This is a genomic window from Micromonospora sp. WMMD967, assembly GCF_029626165.1.
Lineage (GTDB): Bacteria > Actinomycetota > Actinomycetes > Mycobacteriales > Micromonosporaceae > Micromonospora > Micromonospora taraxaci.
In genome coordinates, this window is the sequence record NZ_JARUBK010000001.1 from 1,279,253 (window position 1) to 1,299,636 (window position 20,384).

Here is a 20,384-nt window from a genome sequence, read left to right on the forward strand (position 1 = left end):
ATCCCGTCGACCCGCCTCCGGGAAGGCTCAGCGCAGGTGGATCCCGCGGAGCCGGCCGATGTCCGCCATCCGCCGCTCGGCCAGCCGGTCCGCGGCCACCGCGGGCGGCACGCCCTCGGCGTCCGCGAGACGCAGGATCTCGCGGGTGGTGTCGTAGATCCGGGTCGCCCGGAGCTTCGCCCGGTCGAAGTTGAAGCCCTCGATCTCGTCCGCGACCTGGATCACGCCACCGGCGTTGACCACGTAGTCCGGCGTGTAGAGGATGCCCCGGTCGGCCAGCAGCTTCTCGATGCCGGGGTGGGCGAGCTGGTTGTTCGCCGCGCCGGTCACCACCTTGGCGCGCAGTGCCGGGACGGTGTCGTCGTTCAGGGCACCGCCCAGTGCGCACGGCGCGTACACGTCGATGTCCGCCGCGACCAGCGCGCTGGCGTCGTCCATTAGGGTGACCTGCGGGTGGTTGCTGCGCACCCACTCCAGCGCCTTCGGGTTGACGTCGGTGGCGACCACCTCTGCGCCGTCCTCCAGCAGGTGCCCGGTGAGGTACTTGCCGACCTTGCCCAGGCCGGCCACGCCGATCCGGCGGCCACGCAGGCTCGGGGTGCCCCAGACGTGCTCGGCGGCGGCCCGCATGCCCTGGAAGACACCCCAGGCGGTGAGGATCGACGAGTCGCCCGCGCCGCCGTGCTCGACGCTGCGACCGGTCACGTAACGGGTCTCCCGGGCCACGACGTCCATGTCCGCCACGTAGGTGCCGACGTCGCAGGCGGTGTAGTAGCGGCCGCCCAGCGACTCCACGAAGCGTCCGTACGCGCGCAGCAGCGCCTCGCTCTTGATCTGCTCCGGGTCACCCCAGATGACAGCCTTGCCGCCACCCAGGTCCAGGCCGGCGAGCGCGTTCTTGTACGCCATTCCGCGGGACAGGTCCAGCACGTCGGCGAGGGCGTCCTCCTCGCTGGCGTACGGGTAGAAGCGGGTGCCGCCGAGCGCCGGCCCCAGCGCGGTGGAGTAGATCCCGATGATCGCCTTCAGGCCGCTCTGCTTGTCCTGGCAGAACACGACCTGTTCGTGACCTGTCGATATCGGGTCGTCGGTGCTCGCGAATACGCCCATGATTGGCTCCTGGAGTGGTGTGCGCCCTTGTGGGACGCGGACCTGGTGGACCCCGGCGGGGATGCTGCCGGTGTGATCGAGCCTAGTATCGGCCGCCGTGCGGGTGCTCGACGCGCCGCCGCCGTCCCACGTTGCGGCGCGCGTGGTCCGGCCGCTGACCGCGTACGGCTGCGGTTCGTGGGAGGATCGCGCCGTGCCGTCGCTCTTCGCTTCTTACCTGCGCGTGTACGAACCGTTGACCGCCTTCGACCGGGACCGGCAGAGCTACTGGCGCCGATACGTCTCGGAGGGGCGGGCCATCGCCCCCGTCGAGGGGCCCGGCCGGCAGCGGACGGCGGTGATCGAGGCGCTGGGCGCCGGTTGGACCCGGCTGCCCGACCTGCCGGAGGAGGCGTACGTCCTGGAGACGGACGACAGCCTCCTGGTCTGCCCGTGGAACCTGCGGATCAGGGTCGCTGAGGCGGCGCTCAGCGCTCGGGACGGCGTGCCCTCGGTGCTCGCCGACGCCTTCGTGCCACCGGTGCTCGCCGGGCAGGCCAGGGCGGTCGTCGACGACTGGCGCAGCGGTGCGCGGGTGCTGGAGCACGGCGTACCCCGTGTGCACGAGCAGATCGCCACCTGGGGGGTTCCGCTGCGGTGGTTCGTGCTCTTCGACCCGGCGGAACGGGACCTGGTCACCCAGCCGGGGCGACGCGCGTTGCGCTACCGCACGGAGATCTCGAAGGCCCGCCGTCGGTCCTCCCGTGCCCTGTCGGTGTTGCGCAAGTCGGTGGGTGACGCGCCGATCACCGAGGCGGTGGAGGAGGCGGCTCGCTGGTTGGAGGAGTTCCATCCCCGCTCGGTGGTCGAGTTGGACTACGGCGGTCTGGTGGATCTTCTGTCCGACGAGACGCTCGAAGCCGACGACTCTCCCGAGTTGGTTGCCGGAGGCCTCGCGGGGCTGTCGCGCGGTGAGGCCGACGAGGCGTCGGCCGCGTACGACAAGTTGGTGGCCCGCTGGCGCGCGGTGCAGCTGCTGGAGCGGTGCAACTAGGGGCAAATCGCCGTAGGAGCGCTCCCAAGGTGAGGTGTGCTCGTAGTTGACGCATCACGAACCGTGATCATGAGTCCGAATAAGGTACTTTCTGCCGTGTAAAAGTCGTAAAAATCGGGCATGGTTCATCCGTCCGTCTAGGGACCTTCATCCGTTCGGCCCATGTCGGACATCGGGGACTAGCCGGACCATGGGAGACGCGTCGGCCGGCGGGACCCCGGCCGATGTCTATACATGTGGAGGAGTGACCGATGGCATCGCGAACGCACGAACCAGAGCCGCTACTTACACCGGCCGAGGTGGCGTCGATGTTCCGTGTCGACCCGAAGACGGTGACCCGGTGGGCCAAGGCTGGCAAGCTCAGCGCCATCCGCACCCTGGGTGGCCACCGTCGCTACCGCGAGTCGGAGGTCAGGGCGCTGTTGCAGGGTCAGATCCCGCAGCAGCGACAGGGCGATTGAGTCGGCACAGTTTTCTTTCTGGTCAGGGGCGGTGGATCTCGATCCGCCGCCCCTTTCCACGCCCGCGTCGACCCGACTCAGCGCCGCGACTCGGCCAGCGTCACCCGGATGCCGACCGTGCCGCCCTCGCCCCGGCGAAACCGGCTGGCCAGCAGGCTGAATCGACCGATCAGGCGGTACTTGTGCTTGAGCAGGTCACGAACCCGACCGGTGTCGCCGCTCCCGTAGATCGTCGCGTGGGCCGGCACCTCCGCCCCGTGTGGGCGGCCCCGCACGTCGCACGGAGCCACAGTCACCTCGCCGTTGTGGCGGATCCGCTTGACCTTGCCCGAGTCGGCCCGGGTCCAGACCGCCAACGCGTCACCGTCGCGTACCGACCAGACCGGGGTCGGCACCGCCCGACCGTCCTTGCGGAAGGTCGTGAGCAGGATGTACTTCTCGGCCGACAGCCGGTCCAGCATGGTCACGCCGCCAGGATACGACCGCTGCGGCTACTGAGTGGCCGGATAGCGTGAACGCCGTGATGGTGCAGCCTGAAATCGGTGACGTGGTCGGTGAGCTGCTGCGGGACACTCTCGCGGTGGCCAGCGGGGTGGGCCCCCGGCCACTGGTGGGTGGACGACTGCCCCGGCCGGTCATCGAGATCATCGAACGGGACGACGGGCTGATCAACGGTGCGCCGGCCGCGCACTACCTCGACGGGCCGCAGGACTGGCAGCCGTACGACCACCGCGCGGTGGACCGGGCCCGCGGCGAGACACTGGACATCGGCACCGGCGCCGGTCGGATCGCCCTCCTGCTTCAGGAGCGCGGCGTACCCGTCACCGGCCTGGACACCTCTGCCGGCGCGCTGGCGGTGAGCCGGCGTCGCGGTGTCCGTCGGCTGGTGCACGGCACCGTCGACACGCACGTGGCCGATGGTCAGCGGTACGACACGTTCCTGCTGCTCGGCAACAACCTCGGGCTGTTCGAGGGTCGGGAGCGTGCCCCCGAGTTCCTGGCCGCGCTCGCGGCTCTGGCCCGGCCCGGCGCGCAGATCATCGCGCACGGCACCGACCCCTACGGCACCCGCGACCCGGTGCACACCGGTTACCACGAACGCAACCGCCGCCGGGGTCGGCTCGGCGGTCAGCTCCGGCTCCGGCTTCGGTACCGGAAGCTGGGCACCGAGTGGTTCGACTACCTGGTCTGTTCGGCGGACGAGTTCGCCTCGCTGGTGCACGGCACCGGCTGGCGGCTGACCGATGTGGACGACCGGGACGCGCCCTACTACCTCGCCACCCTGCGCCTCGCCGGCTGACCGACGGCCTCTGCGCCTCACCCGCGCAGAGGCCGTCGTACCGCTCAGACCTGGACGGTCGGGGGAAGCTGCTCGGGCGGCAGACCACCGTCGCCGTCGACCACCTCGTCCGGCTGGCCGTCCTCGTCGATGTCGACCATGGTGATGTCCACCTTGCCGTCGCCGTCGGTGTCGAACTGGAACAGGTCGGCCTTGCCGTCGCCGTCGGTGTCCACCACCCACACGTCGGTCTTGCCGTCGTTGTTGGTGTCGGCGCGCAGCAGCTCGACCCGCTCGTCGCCCCGGGTCTCCACGATCTCCCCGTCGGTGACGCTCTCCGGTGCCTGGCTCATGTCGATGCGGTCCTTCCCTCGGTTGACGAGCCGTCATTACCCGATCTCGCGCTCCCCCACGCATGGCGAGGATCGGCGTGCTGCATAGGGTCGCACCATGAGCGAGCGGACCGGGCGGGACACCCGGGTCGGCATGGCGGAGACCCCGCGCGCCGACTTGTCGGACAGGGAGGCGTGATGAGCGATCGTTTCGTGGTCGTCGGTGCCGGCACGATGGGCCTCGGCATCGCGTACGTGGCGGCCGGAGCCGGACATGCCGTGGAGTTGGTCGAGGTCGACCCCGAGCGGGGCGCCTCCGCGCTGAACCGGCTCGCCGACCTGTGGGAGCGGGCGGTGCAGCGCGGGAAGCTGAGCGCCGACGAGGCCGCAGCGAACCGGCAACGGATCACGCTGCGGCCGACGCTCACCGACGTCGCCCCCGCCCCCGAGGTGATCGTGGAGGCGGTGCCGGAGCGGCTGGACCTGAAGCGGGCGGTGCTGCGGGAGGCTGCCGCGCTGCGTCCGGCTCTGCTGGGCAGCAACACGTCCAGCATCGCCATCGGTGAGCTGGCCGCCGGGCTGGACGCGCCCGAGCGTTTCCTCGGCCTGCACTTCTTCAACCCGGTCTGGGCGATGACGCTGCTGGAGATCGTGGTCGGCCCGGCCACCGCCGACGAGACCACCGCTGCGGCCGTCGCGCTCGCCGGCCGCTTGGGCAAGGACCCCGTCGTGGTACGCGACATGCCCGGCTTCGCCACGTCGCGACTCGGCGTCACCCTCGGGTTGGAGGCGATCCGGATGGTGGCCGACGAGGTGGCCAGCCCGGGCGACATCGACAAGGCCATGGTGTTGGGCTACCGGCACCCGATCGGCCCGCTGGAACTCACCGACCTCGTCGGTCTGGACGTGCGGCTGGACATCGCCCGCACCCTCCAGGCCGCGTACGGGGACCGCTTCGCGCCGCCGCCCCTGCTCGTGGAGATGGTGGCCGAGGGGCGGCTGGGCAAGAAGTCCGGGCAGGGTTTCTACCGGTGGGAAGGCGGTGTCAAGCAATGAGCGGTCTGCGGATCGAGGAACGGCCGGACCGGCTGCTGGTCACCCTGGACCGGCCGGAGAAGCGCAACGCCATCGACGCCGACCTGATCGCCGAGCTGCACCAGGTCTGCGCCGAACTGGAGGCGCACCCTCGGCTCCTGCTGCTGACCGGTGGCGCAGAGGGCATCTTCGCCGGCGGCGCCGACATCGGCCAACTGCGCGAACGAGGCCGCACGGACGCCCTCGCCGCGATCAACTCCGCCGCCTTCGCGCGGATCCGGGCACTGCCGATGCCGACCGTGGCCGCCGTCGACGGCCCGGCGCTGGGCGGTGGCGCGGAGCTGGCGTACGCCTGCGATCTTCGGGTGTGCACGGCCCGGGCGGTCTTCGGTCAGCCGGAGGTGCGGTTGGGCATCCTGGCCGGCGCCGGCGCCACCCACCGGCTGCCCGCGTTGGTCGGTGAGGGCCGGGCCAAGGAGTTGCTCTTCACCGGACGACGGGTGGACGCCGAGGAGGCGCTGCGGATCGGTCTGGTGAACCGGGTCGTGGACGAGCCCGCCGAGCTGCTGACTGTGGCGCACGCCCTGCTGGACGAGATCGCCCTGGGATCGCCGCTGGCGCTGCGGCTGACCAAGCTCGCGGTGGACGCGCCCGCCGCCGCGCACCCGCATCTCGACCTGGTCAGTCAGGCGGTGCTCTTCGAGGACGAGGAGAAGCATCGGCGGATGACCGAGTTCCTGGAGCGCCGCCGGCCACGGTGACTCCCCGACACGAAACGGCCGCACCGGCGAGAGCGCCGGTGCGGCCGTCGTGGTTCTGTGGTCCTGCTACTGCCGGATCTGCACCCCGGCGTCGGCCAGGCCGCGGATCACCTGGGCGGACTCACCGAAACCGATGATGAGTACGGCGTCCGCGCCGAACTCCTTGATCTCCTTCGCCCCGCCACCGAAGTCGACCGGTGGCGCCTTGGCATCGGCCGGCGGGTCGTACGTCATCAGCTTGAGCCGGTCGGCGGCGACGCCGGCCTTCTCCAGCTCGTCACGGACGGTGGCCTGAAGGCCCTCACCGTAGGAGTCCTTACGCGCGACGATCACGATCTTCTGCGACCCGTCGCGGAGGATGACGTCGGCCAGCGCGCGGCCCTGGAGGCTGTCCGGCGGAGCGGTGCGGAAGTAGAGGCCGTTGTCCTCGACGTCGGTCAGGCCGCTGTCGGTGTTGGACGGGGAGAAGAGAATCTTCCCGGCCCGGACCACGTCCGGCAGCACCTCCCGGGAGATGCCGGAACCACCCGCGCCGATGATCACGCTGACGCCGCTCGTCACGTGCTTGGCCACCGTGGCCTTGGCCACCGCCGGGTTGGTGCCGTCGTCACCCTCGACCCAGGTCACCGGCTTGCCCAGCGCGCCGCCAGCGGCGTTGACCTCCTTGATCGCCAGCGCGGCACCGGCGGCCATCGGCGGGTACGCGATCGCCAGGTCACCGGTCTTGGGCAGCAGGCCGCCCAACTTCAGCGGCTCCTGGTCGGGGTCGCCACCCGGGCGCTGCTTCTTCGGCTTCGGAGGTGTCTTGGTGCTCGCCGCCGACTCGATGCCCGCGCCGACGAACTCGGTCTTACCGTCGTTGATCTGCTGGCCGTCGAAGGTCAAGGTGGCGTAGCTCGCGGTGGCCGGCTCACCCTTGTCGGTGAAGCCCGCCCGGGTGAGCGACACGCTGCGGTACTCGATGTCCTGCCCGTTACGGGCCAGCGCGAGGCAACTCGCCGGATCCTCGCAGCGCTGCCCGTCGTTCGTCACCGCGACGATCTGCTTCGCGATGGCCGCCGGATCCGTACTCCCGGCCAGTTGGGCGGCGAGCACGGCGATCACCACCGCGTCGTACGACTCGGCGGAATACAGGTAGTCCGTCAGCGCCGGATCGACGGCCTTCAGCCGACTCTTGAAGTCCTCCGGCAGCGGGGTGAGTGGCGTGGTGCCCTTCATCCCGTCCACGAGGCTCGCGCGTTCCTTCAACTCCGCAGGATAGGAGTTGAGCATGTTGCCGTCCGTGCCGTAGAGGCGCACCTGTTGGGCACTGGCCTCCTTGGCCTTGTCATCCCCGCAAGCGCTTGTGGCGAGCAGGATCGTCGCGCAGGCAGCCAGTGTGGCCACCCGCGATCGGCGTGTAACGAGCATGGTCGTCCTTCCTCCGGCGAAGGTCCGCTGCGCACATTAGCGTGCCGAGGCCGACGGTGGGACCGTGGAGGTGGCGTAAAGCGCAGGTAGCTCGCATTGAACACGGAGAGTAGCGATTGGTGGGAGTGCTTGACCGCCCGTCCTACTGTGCGCTGGGTGACGGACCTACCACAGCAGACGTTCGACGACGCAGCCGCCGTGCTCCGCTCGGCGCTGACCGGGGATGGAGACGCGGTGGTGGGAGCGTTCGACGCGGTCGTCGACCGGGCCGGCCTGAGCGGCGCGTACGGGGTCGCCTGGTGCCTTGCCGCGACGATGCTCGGCGACACCCCGGCGGCCAGCGGGGCGGCGCTGGACTTCCCGGGGATCGACCAGGCGGAGTACGACACCCGGTGGGTGGCCCGGTTCGTCAGCGCGTACGCCAATCGGGACGAGCCGACCGGCGAGGCGCTCTTCGGGGCTGCGGCAGCCGACGGTCTGCTGCCCGACTGCCTGCTCACCCTCGCCGGCTCGACGATCGCCACACTGCGCAGTCGCGCCGGGTGACAGCGCGGTCGCGGCGTCCGTCGGGGGGCGGACGCCGCGACCGCGCGCGGCACTCAGAACGCGTGGTACGCGATCAGCGGCTCGTACTCGTACCGCAGGTTCTCGAAGCGGACCCGGAAGTTGACCCCGTCCCGGACGTTGGTCGCCACCGTGATCCAGCCCGAGTTGGCCGGCAGGTACGTCCAGTAGTTGCAGGCGCTCGTCTTGTCGACGAAGATCACGCACGCCTCGGTGGCGTACACGCTCGCGTTGCGGACGTTGATGTCGCGACAGCGGGTCGTCGTCCGGTACTGGCCGGCGGAGCCGCCGTAGCGGCCGCTCTCGAAGTACGACCGGACCGCCCCGCCGTAACACGTCGCGAGCGGGGCGAAGGCGTTGGTGCCGGGCGCGGCCAGCGTGACCGGCGCGGATGGGGCAGCCTGTGCGGGTGCGCCGGCGAAGAGCAGCGCGGTGGCCGTGGCGACGGCGAACAGGCGTGCGGTCGGGGATGGCATGCGGACAAGCCTCCGGGAACAGGTAACTGACCGTCCGGATCGGACTGATCATCGGACGGTGACGATGATACGTATCGATCGATGCTGTCGTGGCCCCGTTGATGTCCGCCCCATGTGGTAGCTCTGTAGGCATGTCCGAGGCCATGCTCAGCAAGGTGCGCAAGCTGCTGGCCCAGGCCGAGGACCCGGCCTGCACGCCCGCTGAAGCCGCCGCGTTCACCGCCAAGGCGACCGAGTTGATCGCCCGCTACGGCGTGGACCGAGCGCTGCTGGCCGTCCACGACCCGACCACCGATCCGGTCGGCGACCGGGTGCTGGACGTCGTCGCCCCGTACGCCCGCGACAAGGTCGGTCTGCTCGCCGCCGTCGCCGAGCCGCTGCGCTGTCGCTGCGTACGCCGCCGGCAGGGCAACGGCTTCGCGCTGCACCTCTTCGGCTTCGCCAGTGACCTGGAGCGGGTCGACCTGCTCTTCACCTCACTGCTCGTGCAGGCGGCGCACGGCCTGGCCGCCACCCCGGTGCCGGAGGACGACCATCCCGCGGCCTTCCGCCGCTCCTGGCTGGCCGGTTTCGCGGAGGTGATCGGGGGCCGACTCTGGGAGGCGGAGACGGCGGCGGCCAGCGAGTCGGGCACGCCGTCGGTGGCGCTGGTGCTGGCCGACCGCTCCGACCGGGTGCAGCGACGGCTCAGTGAGGAGTACCCACGGCTGCGCACCGCCCCACCGCGTCGACTGGGCGGCACCGGGTTCGGTTCGGGTGCGGAGGCCGGCCAACGCGCGAACCTGGGTGGCCGAGACCTGGCTGGTCATTCCGCTGCTGATCGGCGACTCGGCCGGTGAGCCGACGCGCCGTTCCCCTGCTGGTCGGCGGTCGGTCAGGTGGAGATGCCGGGGTGGTGCGACAGCGTGCCCACATAGCGGGTGAGCAGCTCGTGCCAGCCAGCGGTGAGCGCCTTGCGGTAACCCTCAGCAGCCTCGCCGTGCCTGTCGAAGTGCCGGTGCTCCAACTCGATCCGTGTGCGCTCCGGCCCTTCCGGTAGGAACAGCACCTCGACCTCGCTGGCCCGGGCCGGATCCGGCACCGGTGCCCGGTCGGGGCCGATCTGCCAGGCGAAGACCAGCCGCCGAGGCGGGTCCCAGGTCAGCACCCGACCCCAGTCGGCGCGAAAGCCGTACGGGCCGATCTCGTAGAGCATGCCGCCGGCCCGTGGCTCCATGCCCAGCTCGTCGAGAGCGTCCGGGCCGGACCAGGTGTATTCGGTGACCCACCAGTCAGTCAGCTGGGCCGTGAAGACCGCGAACGCATGCTCGGCCGAACTCGGGACGAGGAGACTGCACCGCAGAGAGAACTGGTCGACGTCCTGCCGGATGTCGGCCGGATCAGTCATTTCCTGTCCCATAGGCCCGGACCATACCGGCTGATGCCCGGGTGTGCAGCTTCGCGCGGTGCCCGGTTCCAGACAGAGGGTTGCCGAGCCGTCACGCACGGGATGCCCAGCCGGAAAGCGGGTAACCGCGCCGACGACCGGAAGTCTGTGCAGGCGGGGCGGGAGATCATGAGCGAGAACGGGCAGCAACGGGGCGCGGACCGGAACGTCGACAACGTGGACCCTGATGTCCTGCTCGACATTCCGAAGGTGTCCGTCGACTCGATCCGGCTGGCGGTCGACGGCCTGGACGCCGACCTGTCGCTGCGAGCCCGGGTGGCCAACCTCCTCCAGGTCGACGCCGGCGTACGGGTGCACCTGAGCGGCGTCGAGCTGGACATCAACGGGGTGCAGGCCGAAGCGCAGCTACGGGTGCGGTTGGAGCAGCTGACCAACATCCTGGGGCGGGCGCTGGACACCCTCGACAGCAACCCGCAGATCATCGAATCGCTCGCGCGTACGGCCACCGCCGTCGACGACGTGAACCGCAGCGCGCAGCAGTTGGCGGCAGGTGCGGCGGAGTTCCGGGCGTCGGCGCGGCGCTCGGACGGCGTACTCGACGAACGGACTGCGGTCGCCGACCGAGGGCTACCCGGTGTCGCCCAGCCCGGTGCTGACCGCACTGGTCCCGAACGACCGGGTCCGGTCGGTTCGGAACCGGAGCGGAGTCGTCCGGAACCGGGGCCGGTCGGCTCGGAGCCGGGTCCGGTCGGTTCGGAGCGGATGGCTGCGGGTCCGGGGCCGCGCACTGGAGGGCCCGGGCAGGCGCGACCGGCGGAACGGCGTCCGGAGCACGAGGCGCCGCGTCGCCCCGAGGGGGAGCGATCGGGCAGTGGGGAACGGCCGGAAGGCACAGCGGGGCGATCCGGTGACCGGCCCGACCAACCGGCCCCGTCTGGTCCTGGCCCGTCTGGTGCTGGCCCGTCTGGTGCTGGCCCGTCCGCCCCGGCCCCGTCTGGTCCCGGCCTGTCTGGTCCGGCCCCGTCTGGTCCGGCTCCGTCTGGCGACGGTGACGGCGGTCTGTCGACTGCGGCGCAGGCTGCCGCCCAGAACGCGGCGCAGTTCGCCGAGCAGGCCGGGGAGACGCTGCGACAGGCCGGACGCAGCGTGTGGGAGGCGATCCAGGGTGGCATCGCGCAGCACCGCCCCCAGAGCCACCGCGACGAATGACGTCCCGACCCGGTCGGCGACTCGCCTCGACGATCCGGCGTCCGTCTCGCCCCTGCGATGCCCCGGCGATCCGGCGATCCAGACCCCCGCCCCGCCCCGGCGATCCAGGCCTCCGCCCTGCCCCCCCGGGGTCCCTGATCCACACGGGTTCGGGGAAATTGCGGTGTCGGAGGCCCTGGGATACCGCGATTTCGGGGAAGTCGTGTGGATCACGCAGAGACGGACCCCATTGGGCCGTGTGGATCACGCAGAGACGGACCCCGGGGTGGAGGCCGTCGGCGGGAGCGCGGGGCGTACCGGCGCAAACAGCAAGATCCCCACCTGCGTATTCGCTGGTGGGGACCTCTGTAGCCCGGCGAAAGGCTATGTGGCCAGGGGCGGGGTCGAACCGCCGACCTTCCGATTTTCAGTCGGACGCTCGTACCAACTGAGCTACCTGGCCGTGCCGCTCGGCTCATGCTACCCGGCTACCGGACGAACCGGTGGCAGGGCGACCTGCTCCGATACGCAGAACGCCGCGCGGGGCGCGGCGTCAGCGCTGCGGTCCTGACGGGACTTGAACCCGCGACCTCCGCCTTGACAGGGCGGCGAGCACTCCAACTGCTCCACAGGACCTAGCTTGTGTTGCTCCGGCTTGCGCCGGTCGTGCCCCCAACGGGATTCGAACCCGTGCTACCGCCTTGAAAGGGCGGCGTCCTGGGCCGCTAGACGATGAGGGCGGCCCCGCCATCATTGCACACTCGCAACTTCAAGCGGACTTGCTCCCATCCGGCCCCGCCGGAGGCTTCGAAAGCATACGTGATGCCTGGTCGGTCGACAAAATCGGTATCGGCAAGGGCTGGGAATGGGGCATAACAGCAGGTCAAAGGTGGTCTAGCTGAGTTTGGTGATGCCGAAGCGCTTCTTCAGGTCGGCGATCAGGTGAGGGCAGGCGGCGAGGGTCGCGGCCCGGTTGCCACCCCCGTCGTGCAGCAGCACGATGGCGCCGGGGCGGGCGGCGGCGTGGATGCGCTTGCCGATCGTGGCGGCGTTGGGCTTGTCCCAGTCCTGTGGGTCCACCGACCAGTGCAGTGGGCGCATGCCGAGACCCTTTGCGACGGTCAGCACCTCCGAGGTCCACCGACCGCCCGGTTGCCGGTAGAACGGCACCTTGGCGCCGGGAGCCGCCTTCTGGATGGCCTTGTTGGTGCGGGCCAGGTCGGCCTGGATCTCGTCGACCGGCCGCCGGGCCAGGTCGAGGTCGTGTCGCCAGCTGTGGTTGCAGAGCTGGTGCCCCTCGCGGACGATCCGTCGGACCAGGTCCGGGTGGCGTTGCACCTCGCGACCGACGACGCAGAAGGTGGCGGTCACCTTGGCGGCACGCAGTTGGTCGAGCACCTTGGGTGTCCAGGCTGGGCTGGGCCCGTCGTCGAAGGTGAGGACCACCGGGCGTTCGCCGGTGTTGCGTCGCAGGCCGGCCGGGAGCTTCGCCGGCAGCGGACGCAGCGGAGGCTTGGGTGGCTTGCTGACCGCCGGATGCGGTGACGGTGACGTGCTCGGCGTCACCGACGGCTGCGGCGCACTGGCGGGCGCGATGGTGCGTTCCGGCTGCGCACAGCCGGACAGGACCAGCGCCACGGCGAGGACGGACGCCAGGACGGCGCGCGCTTGCATCTGCTTGCTCCCGGGGGTCGGGGTAGGGCGGACCCGCCCGACGGTAGTTCACACGGTCAGCGGGCGACAGTGCGATCAGTCACGCGCCGACTGGTCCAGGGAGTCACGGACGGCGGCGGCGAGCGAGACCGCCTCGGCCAGGTCCACCGGCCGTACGACCCCGGCGGGCAGGCTGTCGGCTCGCCAGCCGGGGCCGGCGGCGAGCGCCAACAGCGGGCGGCGGGGTGCGGCGAGCAACGCGCTGAGCTGGGCCGGGTCGGCGGTGGCGCGGGTGTGGGACCAGAGCACCACGGCGGCCGGTCCGGTCCGGTTGACCGCCTCGACGAGGGCGGCCGCCGGCACCCGGGCGCCGAGCATCCGGTAGCTGACCCCGGCCTCCGCGAGAGCCGCCGCCAACGCCTCCAGCGGCAGGGTGTGCTGCTCCTCGTCGGCGCAGGAGAGCAGGATGCGGGCCGGGCCGTTGGGCACCCGGGCCCGACTGGCCGCCGCGAGGGCCTCCGAGACGCAGCGGGAAACCAGGTGTTCCACCTCGATCAGGCCAGCGGTCGCGGCGTGGCGTTCGCCGATGCCGGCGAGCACCGGACGCAGCAGGCCCTCCCAGGTGGCGACGACCCCGTTGGTGGCCAGGGCGTGCGCGATCGTCTCGCTGATCGCCGCGGCGTCCAGGCGCAGGGCGGCGCGGGCCAACCCACGGGCTGCCGGGCCGGCGCGGCCCACCGGGATGCTTCCACCGCCGTCGCGGCTGGGCGGCTGGGTGCGGCGGAGAGCGACGGTGCCGTTTGGTGGCGAGTCCGGTGCCTGGCGGGCCCAGCGGGCCGCCTCGGCGGGGCTCACCCCCTCGGCGGTGAGCCGTCGCATGATTTCGAGACGGGCCAGATCGGCCGGCGTGTAGCGGCGATGGTGGCCGGGGACGTGTTCACTGGGCCCGAGCCCGTAGCGCTGGTGCCAGGTGCGAAGGGTCGTGACCGCGACCCCCAGCCGGCGTGCGACCGCACCCGCGCTCAGCGCCTCATCGACCACCCGACCGCTCCGCCGTGTCGTCCGCCGGGCCGGGCGGGGTCACGGCCAGGCCGGGTGCGCCGGACGTGGACCCCGAGGGGCGCAACAACCGGTTCACCACCCCGCCCAGCCAGGGCGCGTACGACCGGGGGTCGCGCTCCAGCTCGGTCTCCAGTGCGGTCGGGTCGGCCCACCGCAGCTCGGCCACCTCGCCCGGGTCCGGCAGCAGCGGAGCGGAGGGAAGGAAGTCACCCCGCAGCACGTGGTCGTACTCGAACTCGACCCGACCGGTCGCCGGATCCTCGGCGTAGTAGACGTAGACGCCGACCTCGGTCAGCTCGACCGGGCCCGCGCCCAACTCCTCGCGGAGCCGCCGGTTGGCGGCCTCGGCGAGTGACTCGCCCGGACGGGGATGGCCGCAGCAGGAGTTGGCCCAGCGCAGCGGGAACCGGGTCTTGACGGCGGCCCGGCGCTGGAGCAGCACCTGACCGTCCGGGTCCACCAGCAGCACCGAGAAGGCCCGGTGGAGCTGCCCTGGCGGCTGGTGCGCGGCGGAGACCGTCGTCTCGCCGTGCGCCTCGCCGGTCTCGTCGACCAGTTCGACGAGATGCCCCTCGCGACTGCTCATCGGCCTTCCCCGGTGATCCGGCCGGCGGCGAGTTTGCCGGAGATGAGCACCATCGGCACGCCGACCCCGGGCTGTGTTCCGGAGCCGACGAAGACCACGTTCGACAGGTCGCGGTGCAGGTTCGACGGACGGAACGGGCCGGTCTGGAAGAGGGTGTGGGCGGCGGCGAACGGCGTGCCCGCGGCCATGCCCTGCTCCTCCCACTCGGCCGGGGTGATCGCCCGCAGCACCTCTACGCCGGCGCCGAAGCCGACGTAGCCGCGCTCCTCCAACGTGCCGATCAGTTGGTCGCTGTAGCGCTGGGTCAGGTCGCCGCGCCACTCGAACGGGGCCCGGTGCAGGTTGGGCACGGGGGCGAGCACGTAGTAGGTGTGCCGGTCCGCGGGGGCCACCGACGGGTCGGTCCGGCTCGGGTTGGTCACCAGCAGCGACGGGTCGGTCATCAACTCACCCCGCCGGATGACCTCATCGAAGGTGCCCTTCCACGCGCGTCCGAAGTGGATGTTGTGATGGGCGATCTTGTCATATGCCTGTCGGGAGCCGACGTGCAGAACGACGCAGGACGGTGAGTAGGTGAGCCGTCGTGCCGGAGCGGCCGGGAGCAGATCCCGGTAGGCGACCGGCAGGTCCGGGTTGAGCACCACGACGTCCGCCCGGATCAGTTCGCCGTCCGCGGTGAGCACACCTGTGGCTCGGCCGTTGGCGGTCTCCACCCGGGTCACCGTGGTGTCGTACCGGATCTGCACGCCGTGCTTCTCGGCCGCGCCGGCCATCGCCCTGGAGACCGCGTGGATGCCGCCGCGCGGGAAATAGACCCCGGCCACCGAGTCGAGGTACGCGATGACCGTGTAGATGGCCAGCGCGTCGTGCGGCGCGAGGCCGGCGTACATCGCCTGGAAGGAGAAGATCCGCTGGGTACGCGGGTCCCGGAAGAATTGGTTGATCTTTGTTTGGAGACGCCGGAAGGCCCCACCGGCGAGCAACTTGAGCAGGTTGCCGGTGAGCAGGTCGGTCGGCGCGTCCAGGTTGCGCTCGATGAAGTCGGCCCGCTCCAGACGCCACAGCTCCCGCGCGTAGTCGACGAAGCGCAGGTAACCGTCGGCCTCACGGGGCCCGCAGACCCGGGAGATCTCGGCGGCCATCCGTGTGGTGTCGGTGAGCACGTCGAGGGTCGAGCCGTCCGGGTAGTACGCCCGGTAGGCCGGGTCGAGCGGGGTCAGGTCGAGCCAGTCGCGCATGTCCTCACCGACCGCACCGAGCGCCTCGGCGATCAGGTCGGGCATGGTGAGCACCGTCGGACCGGTGTCGAACTCGTAGCCGTCCACGGAGAGTCGACCGGCGCGCCCACCGGGCACCGGCTCGCGTTCCAGCACTGTCACCTGCCGGCCGCTGCCGGCGAGGTGCAGCGCGCAGGCGAGCCCACCCAGCCCGGCCCCGACGACCACCACCCGGTCCGTCCGTCCTGTCACCGTCCGCACGTGACCACCTCCTCGAGAAAGTCGCTCATCAGGCCCGCCGGTTGGTGGCGGCGGTGGCCAGCCCGGTCAGCGCGGTCCGCGCCGTCCGGTCCACGGGTGCGGCGTCGAGCGCCGCCAGCGCGTCACTCACCCGCTCTGCGATCATCCGCTCGACCCGGGTCACGGCGCCGGTCTCGACGACCAGCTCGGCGAGCCGGTCGACCGGCCCGTCGGCGGCCCGTTCCAACGCCTGGAACTGCGCCGGCGTGGCCAGCTCCCGGGCCAGCATGAGCAGCGTGGTCGGCTTTCCGGTGCGGAGGTCGTCACCGGCCGGTTTGCCGGTGGCGGCCGGGTCGCCGTAGACGCCGAGGAGGTCGTCGCGCAGCTGGAACGCCTCGCCAACGGCCAGGCCGTAACGGGTGTACGCGGAGACCAGTGGATCGTCGAGGGGGACGCCGGCCAGGCAGGCCCCGAAGAGCAATGGTCGCTGGACGGTGTAGCTGGCGGTCTTGTAGCGGGCCACCCGCAGCGCCCGGTCGACCGACCAGTTGGCCGGGTCGTTCTCGCCGAGCACGTCGAGGTATTGCCCGGCGACCGTCTCCACCCGCATCTGGTCGTAGCAGCGGCGAACCTCGAACAGCCGGGCCGACGGCACCGTGGCCTGGGCCAGCAGGCGATCGGCCCAGACCATGCAGAGGTCACCGATGAGCACGGCGACCGCCTCGCCGAACCGGCCGGGATCACCTCGGTGGCCGGCGGCGACGTGCTGCTCGGCGAGCGCGACGTGCGCGGTGGGCCGGCCCCGGCGGGTGGTGGACGCGTCCATCACGTCGTCGTGGACCAGGGCGAAGGTGTGCAGCAGCTCCAGCGCGGCCAGCGCGGGCAGCACGGGGGGCAGTGCCTCGACGCCGCCGACCGCACCGCGCCACCCCCAGTAGGCGAACGTGGAGCGGATCCGTTTGCCGCCGACGAGGACGGCGTCCCGCGCGGCTGCGGCGAAGCGGCCCATCGACGTGTCGATCTCAGCGAGGGTGTCGACCTCGGCGTTGAGGAACGTACTCAGGGTCTCGTGCACCGCCGCGATCAGGTCCTGGGTGTACGCGGCCAGGACGGCGCGGACCGGATCGTCCCCGTCCCCGGGCCCTGTCGGCGCCACGCGGGTCGCGTTGCCCGCAACTGCGTCGTTGGCCATGCGATTCAGCGTACCCTAGGCTACGAGTTGCGTCGATTGGTGCGTCGATAATTGAGGAGGGCCGGTGGACACTGATCTCACCGCTGCCTATGACCGGTGCCGTGAGCTGCACAAACGCCATGGCCGCACCTACTATCTCGCCACCCGCCTGCTCCCCGCTTGGAAACGACGACATGTGCACGCCCTCTACGGGTTCACCCGGTACGCGGACGAGATCGTGGACCGCACCGAGGACCTTCCCCAGGTCGAGCGGGCCGCCCTCCTGGACGACTGGGCCAGCCGTTTCATGTCCGGCCTGCACGGTGCCCCCGTCGACGACCCGTTGCTGCCGGCCGTCCTGCACACGATCGCCGTCTTCGATCTCGACCGGGACGACTTTGCGTCGTTTCTGAAGAGCATGGCGATGGACCTGACAGTCACCGCGTACCCGACGTACGACCACCTGCTCGACTACATGGAGGGTTCGGCGGCGGTGATCGGCACGATGATGCTGCCGATCCTGGGCAGCTCCGACCCGGCGGCGGCGCGGGAGCCGGCGCGGCAGCTCGGCTTCGCCTTCCAGCTCACCAACTTCATCCGGGACGTCGCCGAGGACCTCGACCGGGGCCGCACCTACCTGCCGGACGAGGACCTGGCGAAGTTCGGCGTGACCCGCGAGGAGCTGGCCGAGGCCAGAGCCCGGGGCCGCGGCACCCAGCGGACCCGTGAGCTGATCGAGTACGAGGTGACCCGCGCCCAGGCGCACTACGCCGCCGCCGCCCCGGGCATCACCATGCTGGCGCCCGCCTCGCAGGCCTGCATGCGCACCGCGTACGCCCTGTACGGCGGCATCCTCGACGAGGTGGCCGCGCAGGGCTACGACGTCTTCGCCCGCCGGGCCCTGGTGCCGCAGCGGCGGCGGATGGCGGTTGCCGCCCGTGCCCTGCTCACCTCGACCGGTACGCCGGTCACCATCCCCGGGCCGACGGTCCAACCGGAGCCCCGGTGACCGCGAGCACCGCGATCGTGCTCCTCACCCGCGACCTGCGGGTGCACGACCACCCGGCGCTGGCCACCACCTGCGCGGCCTTCGACCGGGTGGTACCGCTGTACGTCCTCGACCCGGCGCTGGCCGGCCTGTCGGCCAACCGCACCCGGTTCCTGCACCAGGCGCTCGCCGACCTGCGCGTCGAGCTGCGCGAGCGCGGCGGTGACCTGGTGGTACGGCACGGTGACCCGGTGGCCGAGACGATCCGGTTGGCCGGCGAGGTCGGTGCCACCGCCGTCGCGCTCTCCGCCGACGTCAGCCACTACGCCCGCCGTCGGGAGCGGCGGTTACGCGCCGAGTGCGACCAGCATCGGCTGCACCTGCGACTGTTTCCCGGGCTGACAGTGGTCGAGCCGGGTGCCCTCCAGCCCGGTGGCGGAGGCGACCACTACCGGGTGTTCAGCCCGTACCACAGGTCCTGGGCCGCCCGGCAGTGGCGCGAGGAGCTGGCCGCGCCGGACCGGGTGGCACTGCCCGGCGGTGTGCGGGTGGGCGGCCTACCGAAACCGCCGCCGGGAGACTCGCCGGACGCCGCGGTCGGCGGGGAACGGGTTGCCCGCCAGCGGCTCACCGACTGGCTGCCCGACCTGCACCGGTACGACGACCAGCACGACGACATGGCCGGCGACGACACGTCCCGGCTCAGCCCGTACCTGCGCTTCGGGTGCGTGTCCCCACTGGCCGTGGCCAACCGCGCCGGTGACCGGTCCGGGCCGTTCGTCCGGCAGCTCTGCTGGCGGGACTTCTACTACCAGGTCACCGCCGCGTTCCCGGACATCTCCACCTCGGCGTACCGGCGGGGCGCCACCGAGCAGTGGCGCTACGACGACGACGCGTTGGCGGCCTGGACCGAAGGACGGACCGGGATGCCCATCGTCGATGCCGGGATGCGGCAGATGCGTACGCAGGGCTGGATGCACAACCGGGCCCGCCTGATCACCGCCGGCTACCTGACGAAGCACCTCGGGCAGGACTGGCGACCCGGGGTGGCGGTCTTCTTCCGCTGGCTGCTCGACGGGGACGTGGCCAACAACTCCGGCAACTGGCAGTGGGTCGCCGGCACCGGCAACGACACCAAGCCGTACCGGGGGTTCAACCCGGTCCGGCAGGCCGAGCGGTACGACCCGGCCGGTGACTACGTACGCCGGTGGGTGCCGGAGCTGGCGGGGGTGCAGGGCAAGGCCATCCACCAACCGTGGCGACTGCCCGAGGCGCTCCGCCGGACGCTCGACTATCCGCCGCCACTCTCGGTGCCCGGCACCGACCCCGTCTGGCTGCGCTGACCCGCGTCAGAGGCAGGAGTGCAACACCTCGACCAGCTCGTCCACCCGGTCGTGCTCGGCCAGGTGCGCAGTGGCGTACGCGAAGGCGTAACCGCGCTCCGGGTCGGCCCACGCGCTGCTGCCGCCGATTCCGCCCATGCCCCAACTGCCGTCCGGCTCCCACTGCATGCCCAGCGTCCACCGGACCTGGCGGTCCAGCAGCAGGTCCGGCCCGTCGTACTGCACCCGGGTCGCCTCCGTCACCAGCTCCGGGCTGAACAACCGGACCCCGTCCAGGGTGCCCCCGGCGAGCAGACCGGCGTAGAGCCGGGCGAGACCGGACGCGGTGGCGTGCAGGTTGACAGCGGGCATCTCGGCAGCTCGCCACAGCGGGCTGTTCAACACGGCCAGGTCCAGCCCACCGGCCGGGTTGCCCAACGCGCGCGCCCGCAGTGACCCCGGCTCGCCGAGCTTCCGAGCCGGCCACCGCGGGTCGCCGTAGCGCATTTCCGCGCAGCGGCGTTGGTCCGCGTCGGTCAGCCCGAAACCGAGGTCGAGCTGCCACCGGTCGGCGACCTCCTCGGCCAGGAACCGGCCCACCGACCGCCCGTCGACCCGCCGGACCAGCTCGCCCACCAGGTGCCCGTACGTCCAGGCGTGCTCCGCGGCCACCGAGCCCGGTGCCCACTCGGGCTCGGCCGCGGCCAGGTCGTCGGTGAGCAGCGCCCAGTCGGCGACAGCGGTGGCCGGCCGGGGCACCGGGAACGCCGGGAGCCCGGCGGTGTGCGTCAACACCTGACGCACGGTGGCCGGGGTGCGGAAACCCGGCCAGTGCCTGTCGACCGGCGCGTCGAGGTCGACCTGCCCCCGGTCGACGAGCATCAGCAGGCAGAGTGCGGCCACCGGCTTGCCCACCGAGTAGACGTTGGCGAGCGTGTCCGGTCGCCACGGCTCGGCACCGGTCCGGTGGCCCCCGACCAGGTCGACGACGGGCTGCCCGTCGTGCCAGATGACCAGACCGGCGCCGGTCTCCCGGCCGGAGCTGAGCAGGTCGTGGAAGCAGTCCCGGACCGGGGCGAAGCGTGAGTGCATCCCGACACGGTAGGAGG

Annotated in this window: 22 protein-coding genes and 3 tRNA genes; 10 read left to right on the forward strand and 15 right to left on the reverse strand. The window is 71.6% G+C overall.

All coding sequences use genetic code 11. From position 1 onward, the window contains the following. Window positions 1–27: 27 nt before the first annotated feature. The gene (locus O7631_RS06110; RefSeq protein ID WP_278143380.1) at window positions 28–1,110 is read right to left on the reverse strand and encodes a Glu/Leu/Phe/Val dehydrogenase; all 1,083 of its coding nucleotides are present in this window, start codon (window positions 1,108–1,110) and stop codon (window positions 28–30) included. Between the two features lie 193 nt (window positions 1,111–1,303). Here O7631_RS06110 and O7631_RS06115 point away from each other — a divergent pair, with 193 nt between their 5' ends. Further along, window positions 1,304–2,143, forward strand: coding sequence for a hypothetical protein (locus tag O7631_RS06115; RefSeq protein ID WP_278147857.1), 840 nt, complete (start codon window positions 1,304–1,306; stop codon window positions 2,141–2,143). A gap of 251 nt (window positions 2,144–2,394) precedes the next feature. Further along, window positions 2,395–2,604 (forward strand): BldC family transcriptional regulator, encoded by a 210-nt coding sequence (locus O7631_RS06120; protein WP_007073996.1) that lies wholly within the window; start codon window positions 2,395–2,397, stop codon window positions 2,602–2,604. Window positions 2,605–2,681: 77 nt separating this feature from the next. Here the strand turns inward: O7631_RS06120 and O7631_RS06125 are convergent, their stop codons facing one another. Next, window positions 2,682–3,071 carry a PPOX class F420-dependent oxidoreductase gene (locus tag O7631_RS06125; RefSeq protein WP_278143381.1) on the reverse strand — a complete coding sequence of 130 codons (390 nt, stop codon included), beginning with the start codon at window positions 3,069–3,071 and terminating at the stop codon, window positions 2,682–2,684. 53 nt (window positions 3,072–3,124) lie between these two features. Between O7631_RS06125 and O7631_RS06130 the strand changes: the two genes are divergently transcribed. Then, window positions 3,125–3,904, forward strand: coding sequence for a class I SAM-dependent methyltransferase (locus O7631_RS06130; RefSeq protein ID WP_278143382.1), 780 nt, complete (start codon window positions 3,125–3,127; stop codon window positions 3,902–3,904). Between the two features lie 44 nt (window positions 3,905–3,948). Here the strand turns inward: O7631_RS06130 and O7631_RS06135 are convergent, their stop codons facing one another. Further along, window positions 3,949–4,236 carry a hypothetical protein gene (locus O7631_RS06135; protein WP_091396025.1) on the reverse strand — a complete coding sequence of 96 codons (288 nt, stop codon included), beginning with the start codon at window positions 4,234–4,236 and terminating at the stop codon, window positions 3,949–3,951. A 177-nt stretch (window positions 4,237–4,413) separates the two neighbouring features. On the opposite strand from O7631_RS06135, the gene O7631_RS06140 reads away from it, so the two are divergent. Beyond that, complete coding sequence (locus O7631_RS06140; protein ID WP_278143383.1) at window positions 4,414–5,271, forward strand: 3-hydroxyacyl-CoA dehydrogenase family protein; 858 nt, start codon at window positions 4,414–4,416, stop codon at window positions 5,269–5,271. Next, window positions 5,268–6,011 carry an enoyl-CoA hydratase/isomerase family protein gene (locus O7631_RS06145; protein WP_278143384.1) on the forward strand — a complete coding sequence of 248 codons (744 nt, stop codon included), beginning with the start codon at window positions 5,268–5,270 and terminating at the stop codon, window positions 6,009–6,011. Before O7631_RS06140 ends, O7631_RS06145 begins: the two co-directional genes overlap by 4 nt. Before the next feature lie 66 nt (window positions 6,012–6,077). Here the strand turns inward: O7631_RS06145 and O7631_RS06150 are convergent, their stop codons facing one another. Further along, window positions 6,078–7,421: an ABC transporter substrate-binding protein gene (locus O7631_RS06150; protein ID WP_278143385.1), complete on the reverse strand. Its 1,344-nt coding sequence runs from the start codon at window positions 7,419–7,421 to the stop codon at window positions 6,078–6,080. A 156-nt stretch (window positions 7,422–7,577) separates the two neighbouring features. On the opposite strand from O7631_RS06150, the gene O7631_RS06155 reads away from it, so the two are divergent. Continuing rightward, a complete protein-coding gene (locus O7631_RS06155; protein ID WP_145778165.1) occupies window positions 7,578–7,967 on the forward strand; it encodes a hypothetical protein in 390 nt (129 codons plus the stop codon). 53 nt (window positions 7,968–8,020) lie between these two features. Here the strand turns inward: O7631_RS06155 and O7631_RS06160 are convergent, their stop codons facing one another. Then, on the reverse strand, window positions 8,021–8,461 hold the full coding sequence (locus O7631_RS06160) for a hypothetical protein (protein ID WP_278143386.1): 441 nt from the start codon (window positions 8,459–8,461) through the stop codon (window positions 8,021–8,023). 131 nt (window positions 8,462–8,592) lie between these two features. On the opposite strand from O7631_RS06160, the gene O7631_RS06165 reads away from it, so the two are divergent. After that, a complete protein-coding gene (locus tag O7631_RS06165) occupies window positions 8,593–9,300 on the forward strand; it encodes a DUF2786 domain-containing protein (protein ID WP_278143387.1) in 708 nt (235 codons plus the stop codon). Between the two features lie 35 nt (window positions 9,301–9,335). Here O7631_RS06165 and O7631_RS06170 read toward each other — a convergent pair whose 3' ends face one another. After that, entirely contained in the window at window positions 9,336–9,860 is a 525-nt protein-coding gene (locus O7631_RS06170) for an SRPBCC family protein (RefSeq protein WP_278143388.1), read from the reverse strand. Between the two features lie 156 nt (window positions 9,861–10,016). On the opposite strand from O7631_RS06170, the gene O7631_RS06175 reads away from it, so the two are divergent. Beyond that, complete coding sequence (locus O7631_RS06175) at window positions 10,017–11,057, forward strand: hypothetical protein (protein ID WP_278143389.1); 1,041 nt, start codon at window positions 10,017–10,019, stop codon at window positions 11,055–11,057. A gap of 368 nt (window positions 11,058–11,425) precedes the next feature. Here O7631_RS06175 and O7631_RS06180 read toward each other — a convergent pair. The 8 genes from O7631_RS06180 to O7631_RS06215 form a co-directional block, all read right to left on the reverse strand. Then, window positions 11,426–11,499, reverse strand: a tRNA-Phe gene (locus tag O7631_RS06180). A gap of 99 nt (window positions 11,500–11,598) precedes the next feature. Next, window positions 11,599–11,672, reverse strand: a tRNA-Asp gene (locus tag O7631_RS06185). A 31-nt stretch (window positions 11,673–11,703) separates the two neighbouring features. Next, a tRNA-Glu gene (locus O7631_RS06190) sits at window positions 11,704–11,776 on the reverse strand. Between the two features lie 154 nt (window positions 11,777–11,930). Then, window positions 11,931–12,710: a polysaccharide deacetylase family protein gene (locus tag O7631_RS06195; RefSeq protein ID WP_278143390.1), complete on the reverse strand. Its 780-nt coding sequence runs from the start codon at window positions 12,708–12,710 to the stop codon at window positions 11,931–11,933. 75 nt (window positions 12,711–12,785) lie between these two features. Then, window positions 12,786–13,730, reverse strand: a complete 945-nt coding sequence (locus tag O7631_RS06200) for a MerR family transcriptional regulator (RefSeq protein WP_278143391.1) — start codon at window positions 13,728–13,730, stop codon at window positions 12,786–12,788. Further along, window positions 13,720–14,337 carry an isopentenyl-diphosphate Delta-isomerase gene (gene idi, locus O7631_RS06205; protein ID WP_278143392.1) on the reverse strand — a complete coding sequence of 206 codons (618 nt, stop codon included), beginning with the start codon at window positions 14,335–14,337 and terminating at the stop codon, window positions 13,720–13,722. Before idi ends, O7631_RS06200 begins: the two co-directional genes overlap by 11 nt. Beyond that, window positions 14,334–15,815 (reverse strand): phytoene desaturase family protein, encoded by a 1,482-nt coding sequence (gene crtI / locus O7631_RS06210; protein WP_278143393.1) that lies wholly within the window; start codon window positions 15,813–15,815, stop codon window positions 14,334–14,336. Before crtI ends, idi begins: the two co-directional genes overlap by 4 nt. A gap of 28 nt (window positions 15,816–15,843) precedes the next feature. Beyond that, window positions 15,844–16,986 carry a polyprenyl synthetase family protein gene (locus O7631_RS06215; protein WP_278143394.1) on the reverse strand — a complete coding sequence of 381 codons (1,143 nt, stop codon included), beginning with the start codon at window positions 16,984–16,986 and terminating at the stop codon, window positions 15,844–15,846. 64 nt (window positions 16,987–17,050) lie between these two features. Between O7631_RS06215 and O7631_RS06220 the strand changes: the two genes are divergently transcribed. Together O7631_RS06220 and O7631_RS06225 are read left to right on the forward strand one after the other, a co-directional pair. Next, window positions 17,051–17,974, forward strand: coding sequence for a phytoene/squalene synthase family protein (locus O7631_RS06220; RefSeq protein ID WP_269681612.1), 924 nt, complete (start codon window positions 17,051–17,053; stop codon window positions 17,972–17,974). Then, on the forward strand, window positions 17,971–19,296 hold the full coding sequence (locus O7631_RS06225) for a deoxyribodipyrimidine photo-lyase (protein WP_278143396.1): 1,326 nt from the start codon (window positions 17,971–17,973) through the stop codon (window positions 19,294–19,296). The genes O7631_RS06220 and O7631_RS06225 overlap by 4 nt, the downstream gene beginning before the upstream one ends. Before the next feature lie 6 nt (window positions 19,297–19,302). Here O7631_RS06225 and O7631_RS06230 read toward each other — a convergent pair whose 3' ends face one another. Next, window positions 19,303–20,367, reverse strand: coding sequence for a serine hydrolase domain-containing protein (locus O7631_RS06230; protein WP_278143397.1), 1,065 nt, complete (start codon window positions 20,365–20,367; stop codon window positions 19,303–19,305). Window positions 20,368–20,384 lie beyond the last annotated feature (17 nt).

Bases quoted from the DNA above. Each gene is read 5' to 3' on its own strand.
- O7631_RS06110 (WP_278143380.1), bottom strand. From the start codon at position 1,110: ATGGGCGTATTCGCGAGCACCGACGACCCGATATCGACAGGTCACGAA.
- O7631_RS06120 (WP_007073996.1), top strand. From the start codon at position 2,395: ATGGCATCGCGAACGCACGAACCAGAGCCGCTACTTACACCGGCCGAG.
- O7631_RS06135 (WP_091396025.1), bottom strand. From the start codon at position 4,236: ATGAGCCAGGCACCGGAGAGCGTCACCGACGGGGAGATCGTGGAGACC.
- O7631_RS06140 (WP_278143383.1), top strand. From the start codon at position 4,414: ATGAGCGATCGTTTCGTGGTCGTCGGTGCCGGCACGATGGGCCTCGGC.
- O7631_RS06145 (WP_278143384.1), top strand. From the start codon at position 5,268: ATGAGCGGTCTGCGGATCGAGGAACGGCCGGACCGGCTGCTGGTCACC.
- O7631_RS06150 (WP_278143385.1), bottom strand. From the start codon at position 7,421: ATGCTCGTTACACGCCGATCGCGGGTGGCCACACTGGCTGCCTGCGCG.
- O7631_RS06160 (WP_278143386.1), bottom strand. From the start codon at position 8,461: ATGCCATCCCCGACCGCACGCCTGTTCGCCGTCGCCACGGCCACCGCG.
- O7631_RS06165 (WP_278143387.1), top strand. From the start codon at position 8,593: ATGTCCGAGGCCATGCTCAGCAAGGTGCGCAAGCTGCTGGCCCAGGCC.
- O7631_RS06170 (WP_278143388.1), bottom strand. From the start codon at position 9,860: ATGGGACAGGAAATGACTGATCCGGCCGACATCCGGCAGGACGTCGAC.
- O7631_RS06175 (WP_278143389.1), top strand. From the start codon at position 10,017: ATGAGCGAGAACGGGCAGCAACGGGGCGCGGACCGGAACGTCGACAAC.
- O7631_RS06195 (WP_278143390.1), bottom strand. From the start codon at position 12,710: ATGCAAGCGCGCGCCGTCCTGGCGTCCGTCCTCGCCGTGGCGCTGGTC.
- idi (WP_278143392.1), bottom strand. From the start codon at position 14,337: ATGAGCAGTCGCGAGGGGCATCTCGTCGAACTGGTCGACGAGACCGGC.
- O7631_RS06215 (WP_278143394.1), bottom strand. From the start codon at position 16,986: ATGGCCAACGACGCAGTTGCGGGCAACGCGACCCGCGTGGCGCCGACA.
- O7631_RS06230 (WP_278143397.1), bottom strand. From the start codon at position 20,367: ATGCACTCACGCTTCGCCCCGGTCCGGGACTGCTTCCACGACCTGCTC.